The 12707-nt window shown below is 46.7% G+C and carries 12 protein-coding genes and 1 other RNA gene; 2 read left to right on the top strand and 11 right to left on the bottom strand.

The annotated features are described in order from the left end of the window. Position 1: 1 nt before the first annotated feature. Positions 2-1234, bottom strand: coding sequence for a tyrosine--tRNA ligase (tyrS, locus tag ICN11_RS07325; RefSeq protein WP_216229790.1), 1233 nt, complete (start codon positions 1232-1234; stop codon positions 2-4). Between the two features lie 101 nt (positions 1235-1335). Here tyrS and ICN11_RS07320 point away from each other — a divergent pair, with 101 nt between their 5' ends. Further along, positions 1336-2466, top strand: coding sequence for an anhydro-N-acetylmuramic acid kinase (locus tag ICN11_RS07320; RefSeq protein WP_216229789.1), 1131 nt, complete (start codon positions 1336-1338; stop codon positions 2464-2466). A gap of 18 nt (positions 2467-2484) precedes the next feature. On the opposite strand, the gene erpA is transcribed toward ICN11_RS07320, so the two are convergent. The 4 genes from erpA to rplM form a co-directional block, all read right to left on the bottom strand. Continuing rightward, a complete protein-coding gene (gene erpA, locus ICN11_RS07315) occupies positions 2485-2859 on the bottom strand; it encodes an iron-sulfur cluster insertion protein ErpA (RefSeq protein WP_068319574.1) in 375 nt (124 codons plus the stop codon). An 83-nt stretch (positions 2860-2942) separates the two neighbouring features. Then, the gene (gene argC / locus ICN11_RS07310; RefSeq protein WP_216229788.1) at positions 2943-4001 is read right to left on the bottom strand and encodes an N-acetyl-gamma-glutamyl-phosphate reductase; all 1059 of its coding nucleotides are present in this window, start codon (positions 3999-4001) and stop codon (positions 2943-2945) included. Between the two features lie 134 nt (positions 4002-4135). Then, positions 4136-4537 carry a 30S ribosomal protein S9 gene (gene rpsI, locus ICN11_RS07305; protein ID WP_015422033.1) on the bottom strand — a complete coding sequence of 134 codons (402 nt, stop codon included), beginning with the start codon at positions 4535-4537 and terminating at the stop codon, positions 4136-4138. 9 nt (positions 4538-4546) lie between these two features. Further along, complete coding sequence (rplM, locus tag ICN11_RS07300) at positions 4547-4975, bottom strand: 50S ribosomal protein L13 (RefSeq protein WP_015422034.1); 429 nt, start codon at positions 4973-4975, stop codon at positions 4547-4549. A 421-nt stretch (positions 4976-5396) separates the two neighbouring features. Here rplM and ICN11_RS07295 point away from each other — a divergent pair, with 421 nt between their 5' ends. After that, positions 5397-5822: an OsmC family protein gene (locus tag ICN11_RS07295; RefSeq protein WP_216229787.1), complete on the top strand. Its 426-nt coding sequence runs from the start codon at positions 5397-5399 to the stop codon at positions 5820-5822. 11 nt (positions 5823-5833) lie between these two features. Here ICN11_RS07295 and rnpB read toward each other — a convergent pair. The 6 genes from rnpB to aspS form a co-directional block, all read right to left on the bottom strand. Continuing rightward, positions 5834-6140: RNase P RNA component class A (gene rnpB / locus ICN11_RS07290), an RNA gene on the bottom strand. Between the two features lie 67 nt (positions 6141-6207). Beyond that, the gene (pyrC, locus tag ICN11_RS07285) at positions 6208-7266 is read right to left on the bottom strand and encodes a dihydroorotase (protein WP_216229786.1); all 1059 of its coding nucleotides are present in this window, start codon (positions 7264-7266) and stop codon (positions 6208-6210) included. Positions 7267-7268: 2 nt separating this feature from the next. Continuing rightward, on the bottom strand, positions 7269-8591 hold the full coding sequence (locus tag ICN11_RS07280) for a glycerate kinase (protein ID WP_216229785.1): 1323 nt from the start codon (positions 8589-8591) through the stop codon (positions 7269-7271). Positions 8592-8600: 9 nt separating this feature from the next. Next, complete coding sequence (locus ICN11_RS07275; protein ID WP_216229784.1) at positions 8601-10424, bottom strand: ABC transporter ATP-binding protein/permease; 1824 nt, start codon at positions 10422-10424, stop codon at positions 8601-8603. A gap of 24 nt (positions 10425-10448) precedes the next feature. Beyond that, positions 10449-10892: a dihydroneopterin triphosphate diphosphatase gene (nudB, locus tag ICN11_RS07270; protein WP_216229783.1), complete on the bottom strand. Its 444-nt coding sequence runs from the start codon at positions 10890-10892 to the stop codon at positions 10449-10451. Between the two features lie 15 nt (positions 10893-10907). Then, positions 10908-12707, bottom strand: coding sequence for an aspartate--tRNA ligase (gene aspS, locus ICN11_RS07265; RefSeq protein WP_216229782.1), 1800 nt, complete (start codon positions 12705-12707; stop codon positions 10908-10910).

Below are 12707 nucleotides of genomic sequence, written 5' to 3'. Positions count from 1 at the left end.
CTTAATTTAGAGTTACCTTAGCGAACTTACGCTTACCTACCTGCACTACGTAAGTGCCAGCTTCAACCTTTAACTGTTTATCAGCAACTGTGGCGCCATCAATCTTCACGCCGTTTTGCTCAATATTGCGCATAGCTTCTGATGTTGATGGAGCAAGGCCCGCAGCCTTCAAAAGACTGGCGATTCCCATAGGCGCACCAGAAAGATTTACTTCTGGAATGTCATCTGGGATTCCACCTTTTGCACGATGGTTAAAGTCTTCTAACGCTTTTTCTGCAGCAGCTTGCGAATGAAAGCGTGCAACGATTTCTTGTGCGAGTAGTACTTTGCAGTCTTTAGGATTTCTGCCGGCAGTAACTTCTTGTTTCATTAAATCAATTTCAGCCATAGGGCGGAATGACAATAATGTGAAGTAATCCCACATCAATTCATCGGAGATGCTCAAGAGCTTACCGAACATTTCACCAGCAGGCTCGCTGATGCCAATGTAATTACCTTTGGACTTACTCATCTTGTCTACGCCATCCAAACCAACGAGGAGAGGCATAGTCAAAATACATTGTGGCTCTTGGCCATACTCACGCTGGAGCTCACGTCCAACCAAGAGATTAAATTTCTGATCAGTACCACCAAGCTCTAGATCACTCTTCAAAGCAACTGAGTCGTAACCCTGCATCAATGGGTATAAGAACTCATGTACAGAGATCGGTACGCCACTACGGTAGCGCTTAGTAAAGTCATCGCGCTCCAACATTTGTGCAACGGTATATCGGGCCGCCAACTGAATCATGCCGCGTGCACCCAGGGGATCGCACCACTCGCTGTTGTAACGGACTTCCGTTTTAGCAGGATCAAGCACCATACTCGCTTGACGATAGTAGGTCTGCGCATTGACAGCAATTTCTTCGGCGGTCAGTGGGGGACGTGTTGCATTGCGTCCGGAAGGATCGCCAATCATGCTGGTGAAGTCACCAATCAAGAAAATGACCGTATGACCCAAATCTTGTAACTGACGTAACTTGTTCAAAACAACCGTATGACCCAAGTGAATATCAGGCGCAGTTGGATCTAAACCCAACTTAATACGCAAAGGCGTACCTGTTGCCTGGCTCTTAGCCAACTTTTGAATCCAATCAGCCTCAACCAATAGCTCATCACAACCTCTTTTAGTTACTTCAAGGGCTGCAAAAACTTCAGGGGTCAGTGGGTATTTTTGTTCTGGTTTAGCCGTCATGCTGATTGGGTTAGCTTAGTGACTTACTTAGTCGGTTAAATTAGTATTTAGATTGCTAAAGCATAATTGTCGCATTCCTGAGAACAAAGCCCTGATACTGCATGAATAAGCCTCAATCCCTCTATATTGGCCTGATGTCTGGCACTAGCCTAGATGGGATAGATGCCGTGCTGGCAAAGATTGAAGCCTCCGGGGAGGCATCCCTTCTAGACTCCGTAAGCATTGCCTTTAGCCCCGAATTACGTAAAGCCCTACTAGATCTCCAGACCCCCGGGCCAAACGAGATTCACCGGGAAAATCAAGCCGGCAATGCCTTAGCCGTAGCCTATGCGGATGCAGTCAAGCAATTACTTGGTCAGGCTAAGCTTTCTCCGGCAGATATCAGCGCGATTGGCGCTCACGGCCAGACTATTCGTCACCAGGCTGATCTGGCTCATCACCTTGCCTATACCCATCAAACTCTCAATCCAGCGCTTCTGGCAGAGTTGACTGGGATTGATGTCATTGCTGACTTTAGAAGTCGGGATTTAGCAGCAGGTGGTCATGGTGCACCTCTAGTGCCAGCCTTTCATGCGCAACAGTTTGCTACAGATAAAAATATCGCCGTGCTCAACCTTGGTGGCATTGCTAACCTGACGCTATTACCCAAAGAGGGCGAAGTAAAAGGATTTGATTGCGGGCCCGGCAATATGTTGATGGATGCTTGGATTGCGGATCAGCAAGGACACTCCTTTGATGAGAACGGTACTTGGGCATCACAAGGCAAAGTCAATCAAGCGCTGTTATCAAGAATGCTGACAGATTCATTTTTCGCAAAAGCGCCACCAAAGAGCACGGGGCGTGATGACTTTCATCTAGAGTGGCTGCAAAAGCAAATTGATTCAGACAACATCAATGCCGAAGATGTACAGGCCACACTATTGCAATTAACTGTGGACTCAGCCTTGCAAGCTTTAGAGGGCTATGCCCCGCAAACCCAGACGCTGGTTATCTGCGGTGGCGGTGCGCGCAATATTGCCTTATTAGATTTATTTAAATCCAGAGCTGAAGACTTATTTAAAAACTCACTGGAGATTGTTACCAGTGATGCGCTTGGCATTGACCCACAACTCGTAGAAGGGCTCGCGTTCGCATGGCTTGCTTGGGCTCATAAAGAAAAACGGCCAGCAAATTTGCCAGCCGTTACGGGAGCGAAGGGTCCTAGAATTCTAGGCGCTTGCTATCCTGCGTAATTAAATTGCTTTCCCTCTTTAAGCGGAGAAAGAAGATCCGCAACCACAAGTAGTTTGCGCATTTGGATTTTTGATTACGAACTGTGAACCATTGATATCTTCTTTGTAATCAATCTCTGCGCCAACTAAATATTGGAAGCTCATTGAATCTACCAATAAAGTTACACCGTTCTTTTCAAAGAGTGTGTCATCTTCATTCACAGCATCATCAAATGTGAAACCGTATTGAAATCCTGAGCAACCACCGCCTTGAACAAACACACGCAGTTTTAATTCAGGATTGCCTTCTTCAGCAATCAAGTCAGCTACTTTTGCAGCAGCGCTATCCGTAAACACCAATGGAGTTGGTGGCTCGGCTAAGTCTTGTGCTGGTTGTGTCGCTAGTTCAGTCATGATGTACTCCTAATTCAAAAGGCAATAATCTATTTTAGGCTTTTAATTCCAAGTGTGCTGAAGGGTCTTTCCAGCACGCCTGATTATGGTGAAACAGCAATCTGCGTTAATCCAGTGGTCTCAGGTAAGCCAAACATGAGGTTCATACACTGAACACCCTGTCCTGAGGCACCCTTCACCAAGTTATCCTCAACCACCAAAATAACCAAAGTATCACCATCGCCAGGACGATGAATAGCGATCCGCAAGCCGTTACTGCCCCGTACAGAGCGTGTTTCAGGGTGACTACCAGCCGGCATCACATCTACAAAAGGCTCACCTTTGTAGAAATCCTCATACAGCTTTTGGAAATCCACCTTCATGCCAGTCTCAGTCAAGCGCACATACAAGGTTGAATGAATACCTCTAATCATTGGCGTCAAATGCGGCACAAATGTCAGACCAATCTGATCGTGACCAGCGATTGCCTTTAAGCCCTGAACGATTTCAGGAAGATGGCGATGACCTTTAACAGCATAGGCTTTGAAGTTATCGCTAGACTCCGATAGCAAAGTACCGATCTCCGCCTTACGGCCAGCACCAGATGTACCTGACTTAGAGTCAGAAATAATATGTGTGCCATCAATCAGTTGTTTGCCACCAGTAGACTTTGGTGAGAGCAATGGAGCAAGCCCAAGCTGCACAGAAGTTGGGTAGCAACCCGCCAAACCTACTACGCGCGCTTTTTTAATTGCTTCACGATTGATCTCTGCCAAACCATAAACTGCCTCTGACAAGATTTCTGGGCAGCCATGCTCCATCCCATACCACTTAGTAAATTCTTTAACATCTTGCAAACGGAAGTCAGCAGCAAGATCCAAAATCTTCACATTATTAGCAAGCAACTCTTTGGCTTGTGCCATTGCTACGCCATGTGGCGTTGCAAAGAACACCACGTCGCATTCATTTAACTTAGCTTCATCTGGTGTCGTGAATTTCAGATCAATGCGGCCACGTAAAGATGGAAACATCTCAGCTACTGGCATGCCAGCTTCTGTACGAGAAGTAATTGCCTGAATTTTTACTTCGGGGTGTTGCGCCAATAAACGCAACAATTCCACTCCGGTATATCCAGTGCCACCTACGATGCCAACTTTAATCATGCCATTCTCCAAAATGCGCTATATCTAAATTATCGTATAGAGCTTAATACTTGATTCTTACAGTTTTCTTAATTGTAGAAACAAAAAGGGCCGCTTGCGCGACCCTTTCGATAAAACTTAAGCGACTGAAAGAATTAGCGCTTGCTGAACTGCTTACGACGACGCGCGCCATGCAGACCAACTTTTTTACGCTCAACTTCACGAGCATCGCGAGTTACCAAACCTGCTTTAGACAGGGTTGGCTTCAATGCGTTGTCGTAGTCAATCAATGCACGAGTAACACCGTGACGAACTGCACCAGCTTGGCCAGTTTCACCGCCACCGCTAACGTTTACTTTGATATCAAAGGTTGTTAGGTGGGCTGTGAGAGCCAAAGGCTGACGAGCGATCATGCGTGATGTTTCGCGAGCAAAGTAAGCATCGATAGGTTTACCGTTAACAGTAATCTCACCTTTGCCAGATTTAATGAATACACGTGCTACAGAGCTCTTGCGACGTCCTGTACCGTAATTCCAATTTCCGTAATTAATAGCCATTTGGTTTCCTTAAATCTCTAACGCTTTTGGCTGTTGAGCCGCATGCGGATGACTGGCGTCGCCGTAGACTTTTAATTTCTTAATCATGGCATAACCTAGTGGGCCTTTTGGCAACATACCTTTCACAGCCTTCTCTAAGGCACGACCTGGGAAACGGTCTTGCATCTTGTCGAAGTTAGTCGAGCTAATACCACCTGGGTATCCGCTGTGACGGTAATAAATTTTGTTCAAGCCTTTTGTGCCTGTGACACGCAGCTTAGAAGAGTTGATGACAACAATGAAGTCGCCGGTATCAACGTGTGGGGTGTATTCAGGCTTGTGCTTGCCGCGTAGACGGAGTGCCACTTCACTGGCGACACGACCGAGGACTTTGTCCGTAGCGTCAATCACGAACCATTCATGCACTACCTCATGGGATTTTGCAGAAAAAGTTTTCATGATTTCTCAAATTGTTATGGTCAAAAAAAATTACCCCAACCAAATTACGTCCACCTTGGCCCTGCTTATGTTTGCAAGCTCGCAGATTCTGCAATTTAACTGGTACAACAAATTACCGCTGACCGGCTCGGTAATCCAGTAAAGCCTTGAATTGTAACCTAAAAAAAACCCAGGAACGAGTCCTGGGTTGGAATCCACCTATGTTTTAAGTGGAGGAGACACTGGGAGGTAAGTCGCAGTCTTGTATAAGACTGACTACCAATATGGTTATTCTACACAAGATATATGGTGCGACGCAAGAAAATTGACCAAAATCAAGTTTTTGATGCTTTTTTGCCAAATTGGACTAGCAACTGAAGTTCAATATTATTGGTAAACTATTGATAATATTGATAAATTTTGTAATTTAGGGGTCACTAACATGGAATGTCGAGTAACTTGGTTGGGCAATGGCGGAATGGCCTTTTCAGCGGAAACGGGCAGCGGTCACCAAGTCACCATGGATGGCCCACCTGAAGCTGGGGGTAAAAATAGTGCCCCAAGGCCTATGGAGCTGATTTTGGCGGGAACTGGGGGCTGCTCCGCCTTTGACGTGGTTTTAATCCTACAAAGAGCCAGACAAGAGATTAGCGCCTGTGACGTCAAGCTAACAGCAGACAGGGCGGAGACTGAACCCAAGGTATTTACAAAAATTAACCTGCATTTCACGGTTAAAGGCAAAAACCTGGATTTAGCCAAGGTTGAACGTGCAGTGAAGTTATCTCACGAAAAGTACTGCTCAGCGACAACTATGCTCGCCAAAACAGCGGAAATCACCTATTCCATTGAAATCCAAAACGACGAATAAGTATTTAGAAAGTGCAGAGTCAATCGATAAGCCGGATTCTGTCGCCTAGATTTGCATCTAGGGGCAATCATTCCTCTAGGCCGGCAGTTACCTGACGGCTCAAGCTCCCTACCCGCAGACTCAGCGGGACGCCTCATCGCCTGCTTACTTGGGATTGCTCCAGGTGGAGGTTACCGCGTTTCACCGTAACTAAATACGCTCGTCTCTGTGGCCCTATTCCTCACGTCACCGTGGATGGCCGTTAGCCATCACCCTTCCCTATGGAGTCCGGACTTTCCTCCCCCTCAATAAAGAGGCGGCGATTGCCCAATTGACTCTGCGCCTGCAGTCTAACGCAGTCGCAGAAAATTATCTTAAAAACACAATATGGGGAATAAAGATTGGCTTAAGCCAAAGTCCAGGCGATAGTCTCGCCAGCGCGCAGCGGAACAATCGTGGCATCACCCAAAGGAAGTTCTGCTGGAATGCTTTGCGCCTGCCTCAACAAAGTAATTTTCTTGGTATTGCGGGGTAATGAATAAAAGTCAGGCCCAAAGAAACTGGCGAAGCCCTCAAGCTTATCTAACTTGCCAACACCCTCAAATGCCTCAGCATATAAACCCATCGCATTGAAAGCGCTGTAACAACCAGCACAACCACAAGCAGCCTCTTTGGCACCCTTGGAATGTGGCGCACTATCAGTGCCCAAGAAAAATCTAGGGCTGCCACTCGTTGCGGCTTCAAGCAAGGCAAGGCGGTGCTCTTCACGCTTGAGCACTGGCAAGCAATAATTGTGAGGACGAATACCGCCAGCAAAAATCGCATTGCGATTCATCAGTAAATGTTGTGGTGTGATGGTGGCAGCTAAAGTATTTTTTCCAGCGGTCTGTGCATCACGTACATAGTGCGCAGCCTGCTTGGTAGTAATGTGCTCAAACACAATCTTGAGCTCAGGAAAATCTTTGCGCAAAGGCTCGAGCACTTGATCAATAAATACTGCCTCGCGATCAAAGATATCAATCTCAGCACTAGTCACTTCACCATGGACCAGCAAAGGCATACCAACAGCCTGCATCGCTTCGAGTGCAGCATGGCAACGTTTGATATCGCTGACACCAGCATCACTATTCGTTGTCGCTCCAGCGGGATACAACTTAAACCCAACAATTCCAGCAGCTTTTGCTTTGCGCACTTCATCCGCCGAAGTGTTGTCCGTGAGATATAAAGTCATCAAGGGGGTAAAGCTAGTCACACCCAATGATTGAAGACTCGCTTCAATTCGAGTGCGATAGGCATTTGCCAGATCAACCGTAGTTACTGGTGGCTTCAAATTCGGCATGATGATAGCGCGTGCAAACTGGCGCGCAGTATCTGCTAATACATCTTTCATGACTTCACCATCACGAATATGCAAATGCCAATCATCCGGCTGAATCAGTTGAATTTGGGTTGAGGTATTAGTCATAGTTATTTATCTAGCAAGATGATGCGGAAATCATTCACATTCGTCAGTGTAGGGCCAGTTTCCACCAAAGCATCTAATTGCGCAAAAAAACCATAGCAATCGTGCTGATCTAGATACTGCGATGGGATCACGCCTTGCTTATTGGCAGCTTGGCGAATCTCAGGGGTAAACCACGCACCGGCATTCTTTTCACTGCCATCGATACCATCGGTGTCCGCAGCTAGAGCAGAAATACTAGGAATATCTTTAGAAGCTGCAAAAAGTGAAAGTAAATATTCGCTACAGCGGCCTCCGCGACCTTTAACCCCATCAGGAATGGTGACGGTACACTCACCACCAGAGATGAGGGCGATTCGCTTACTACTCTCAGCAAGCGAATGCTGACGCGCCAAAGCAGCTTGTTCGACGCCCACATCCTGCGCTTCACCAGTAATAGTGTCACCCAAAATGACAGGCTCGTAACCTTGTGTACGAACATAATCTGCTGCTGCCTCAAGACTCTTATAAGCAGTAGCAATCACATGGTTACTAACTGCAGTGTTTTGCAGGTCCGCTTCTTTTAAGGTCTCTGGAACTTCGCCAGCAACACCACGCTGTAAGTGAGATAAAACAGATGGTGGAATTGAGTTAGGACCTAAGTGATGTTTATCCAGGATATTGAGAGCATCTTGATAGCTTGAGTAATCTGGTGCACAAGGGCCACTGGCAATATCTGCCGGGGCATCTCCTGTGACATCAGAAATCAGCAAAGCTTCAACTCGAGCCCCTCTTGCAATCGCCAACCTTGCTAAATTGCCGCCCTGAATCGCTGACAAGTGTTTACGAACAACATTCATCTCCTCGATCGGTGCGCCAGAACGCAATAGCGCTTCAGTCGTCTTGCGCATATCTTCGATGCTGATGCCGGCCTGTGGCAAAGTGAGCAGACTGGAGCCACCGCCAGAGATCAAGGCAATTAGAATGTCGCCTTGATTCAACTCACTGACTAAGCGGTAGATTTCTTGAGCGCCATCCATGCCAGCCTGATCGGGCACAGGATGCCCCGCTTCAATAATTTGGATATGGTTAGTTGGAGAGTGGTGCCCGTATCTAGTCAACACGACGCCCTCAAGAATTGCATTGGGCCAATGATTATTCGCATGGGACTCTAGAGCTGTTGCCATAGATGCACTCGCCTTGCCTGCACCAACCACCAAACATCTTCCTTTGGGCTCTGAGCCAGAAGGAAAGATCTTCCCAAGATATTCAGGAACGATTTTCTTGGGGTCAGCAACTGCTAAAGCGGCTGCAAAGGCATTTTTGAGAATAGTTTCTTGCTGGCTCATGCAGATATTCTAATCAAGGGCAGTGCGCTCTTGCATTTGCCACATCTCAGCATATCGACCATTGGCAGCTAAAAGCTCGGCATGTGTTCCACGCTCCACAATCTGGCCATGATCCATTACCAATATTTGATCAGCGTGAACAATCGTGGAGAGTCTGTGGGCAATGATCAAAGTCGTACGGTTTTTAGCCAAGCCAAGCAGCTCCTCCTGAAATGCTCTCTCCGTCTTGGAATCCAGGGCTGAAGTCGCCTCATCAAAAATGAGCATCGCTGGCTTCTTTAAAAGGGTGCGCGCAATCGCAACACGCTGTTTCTCACCACCCGACAACTTCAGACCACGCTCACCCACTTGAGTGTCATAGCCATCTGGAAGATGTTGAATAAAACGATCGATCTGCGCAGCTCTTGCAGCCTCATGAACTTCTTCAATTGAAGCATTAGGATTGCCATAAGCAATGTTGTAACCAATTGTGTCATTAAATAAAACGGTATCTTGCGGAACGATACCAATCGCCTTGCGCAAGCTAGATTGAGTAACATCCACAATATTTTGATCATCAATCAGAATCTTGCCTGACTGAACGTCATAAAAACGAAACAGTAGGCGAGCTAAAGTGCTTTTACCCGCACCACTCTGCCCTACGACTGCAGTAATCGTTCCTGCCGGAATATTAAAACTCACATCTTTGAGAATTTCACGCTTAGCATCGTAATGAAAGGAGACATTCTCAAAACGAACATCCGGGCCGCAACCTTGATTTGCAATTTGCAAAGACTGGGCATTAGGCGCATCCGCAATCTCTTTCTCAGTATTAAGAAGAGAGAACATGCGATCCATATCAGTCAAAGCCTGCTTGATCTCGCGATAGATCACCCCTAAGAAATTCAATGGAATGTACAACTGAATCATTAGGGTGTTAACCAAAACCAAATCACCTAAAGTCATAGATCCGTCGATCACACCTAAGGTCGCACGCCAAAGTATGAGAACCAAGCCGACCGCAATAATCGTTTGCTGACCAAAATTGAGGAGCGCTAAAGATTTCTGAGATTTAACGGCAGCAGCTTGATAACGCACCAAATTTTGATCATAGCGACTAGCTTCAAATGCCTCATTACCAAAATACTTTACGGTCTCAAAATTCAACAGGGAATCAATCGCCTTCTGATTGGCCTTGGAATCCATGTCATTCATAGTGCGGCGGAAATGGGTGCGCCATTCTGTCACCACAACCGTAAAGCCGATATAAAGCACTAAGGCAACCAGGGTAATTGCAGCAAACCAAATATCGTATGCGTAAGCAAAGTAGCCGAGCACCAAACAAAACTCAATCAAGGTCGGCAGGATGCTGTAAAGCGAATAAGAAATCAGCGACTGAATACCGCGTGTACCGCGCTCAATATCTCGACTAACCCCACCGGTCTGACGAGCCAAATGAAAGCTGAGTGCCAGAGCATGTAAATGCTCGAAAACTTGTAGGGCCACTTTGCGTACTGCGTTTTGAGTGACACGCGCAAAGAGAGATTCGCGCAACTCGGTAAATAAGGAGGCAGAGATTCTTAAGAGTCCATAGGCCAATATCAATCCGGCCGGGACCACCAACAATGCTTGAGGAGAATCAGCTTTGATATTGAGGGCATCAATCAATTGCTTCATCAAAATTGGGATACCAAGGTTGGCAACCTTAGCGGCCACCAAACAAGTCAGCGCAATTGCAACTCTAAATTTGTATTCCAATAAATAGGGAAGTAAATCACGAATGACTTTCCAGTCGTTTCCCGATGATGGCTTTGGATTTCCTGCTGAATGGTGATGCCCTGATGAATGTCTCATCACTCTATCTTAGTCACTTCCACTCTAGCGCGCAGAGAATAGCTGCAAAATTGCTTCACCATTACTGCGTGAAAAACATTTTCTAGCAGCCTCCGAAAATGGCAACCACTGATAAGCTACATGCTCCCTAGGGGCCAATTGCACTTGAGTGTCGTCTACCACTAATAATGAAAACCAATGCTCAGTATTTCTAGTAACCCCAGGAGCGTAGCGGTGACGCCACTGCGGATAGATCTCGTACTCGATCTGATGGTGCATATCTTGCAAGGAGCCCGCCGGAAGAGCATCAACATCAATTCCCGTCTCTTCAAGCACTTCGCGTGCAGCGGCAATCCGGAGATCCTCATCGAGGGAATCGACACTACCAGTAACGGATTGCCAGAAATTGGCTTTATCGGCCCGCTCTATCAGCAAGACCTCCCCATTCGATTTGTAAATAACTACTAAAACCGAAATGGGGATTTTCAAGATACTGTTGATGCCTTAAGCAGCTGGTGCAGCTTGGCGCAAACGAATATGCAACTCTTTTAACTGACGCTCATCCACTGGGCTAGGAGCTTGTGTCAATAAGCACTGTGCACGTTGCGTTTTAGGGAAAGCGATCACATCACGAATAGACTCAGCACCAGTCATCATGGTGACGATACGATCCAAGCCGAACGCAATACCACCATGTGGAGGCGCGCCATATTGCAAGGCATCTAACAAGAAACCAAACTTGGCCTGCGCTTCTTCAGCGCCGATCTTCAATGCACGGAAGACCTGACTCTGAACTACCTCTTGGTGAATACGGACTGATCCGCCACCAATCTCACTACCGTTCAAAACCATGTCATAGGCTTTAGCTAAGCACTTACCAGGATTTGATTCAAGGTACTGCATGTGCTCATCTTTAGGGCTTGTGAATGGATGGTGACATGCAACCCAGCGGGCATTGTCTTCATCGTATTCAAACATTGGGAAATCAACTACCCACAATGGCTTCCAACCTTCAGTAGACAGGCCATTCTCTTTACCCCAAGCAGAATGACCAATCTTCAAACGCAAGCCACCGATAGCATCATTCACTACTTTTTCTTTATCAGCACCGAAGAAAATAATGTCACCATCTTTAGCGCCGGTACGCTTCAAGATGCCTTCAATCGCAGCATCATGCAAGTTCTTCACGATTGGTGACTGCAAACCATTGCGACCTTCAGCAACAGAGTTCACCTTGATCCATGCCAAACCTTTAGCGCCATAGATTGCTACAAATTGTGTGTAGTCATCAATTTCACTACGGCTAATTTCAGCACCGCCAGGTACGCACAAGCCAACTACGCGCCCACCCTCTTGATTTGCTGCGCCAGAGAACACCTTGAAATCCACATCTTTCATCAAGTCAGTCAATTCTGTGAACTCAAAATTCACACGCAGATCTGGCTTATCTGAACCGAAGCGCGCCATACCTTCTGAGTAAGGCATGGTTGGGAATGGATTAGGCAACTCAACATTCATCGTGGTTTTGAAAATATGACGGATCATGTTTTCAAATAACTCACGGATTTCTAATTCGTCTAAGAAGGCTGTTTCACAGTCGATCTGAGTAAACTCAGGCTGACGGTCAGCACGCAAATCTTCGTCGCGGAAACACTTCGTAATCTGGTAGTAGCGATCAAAGCCAGCCACCATCAACAGCTGTTTAAACAACTGAGGAGACTGCGGAAGTGCAAAGAACTGGCCATCATGAACGCGTGAAGGAACTAAATAGTCGCGCGCACCTTCAGGAGTGCTCTTCGTCAACATCGGCGTTTCAATATCAATGAAACCAGCGGCATCTAAGTAGCGACGGCATTCCATGGCAACGTTGTAACGCAAACGTAAATTTTTCTGCATTTGCGGACGACGCAAATCAAGTACGCGATGGGTTAAGCGAGTGGTCTCAGATAAATTCTCATCTTCCAATTGGAATGGAGGAGTAATAGATGCATTGAGAATGACTAAGCTATGGCAAAGCACTTCAATCTTTCCACTCACTAAATCATTGTTTTCAGTGCCGGCAGGACGTGCACGCACCAAGCCTTTGATCTGAATGCAGAACTCATTACGAACCTGCTCAGCCAATGCAAACATCTCCGGGCGATCTGGGTCGCAAACTACCTGAACAAAACCTTGGTGATCACGCAAGTCAATAAAGATCACACCACCATGGTCACGGCGACGATTCACCCAACCTGAGAGAGTAATTTCTTGACCAATGAGTGATTCAGTTACCTGACCGCAGGTATGGCTTCGCATCGACAT

Source organism: Polynucleobacter sp. 78F-HAINBA (genome assembly GCF_018882325.1).
In the GTDB taxonomy this organism is placed as follows: domain Bacteria; phylum Pseudomonadota; class Gammaproteobacteria; order Burkholderiales; family Burkholderiaceae; genus Polynucleobacter.
The sequence above is the reverse complement of the archived record's forward strand: the minus strand, read 5'-3'. Positions and strand labels throughout refer to the sequence as shown.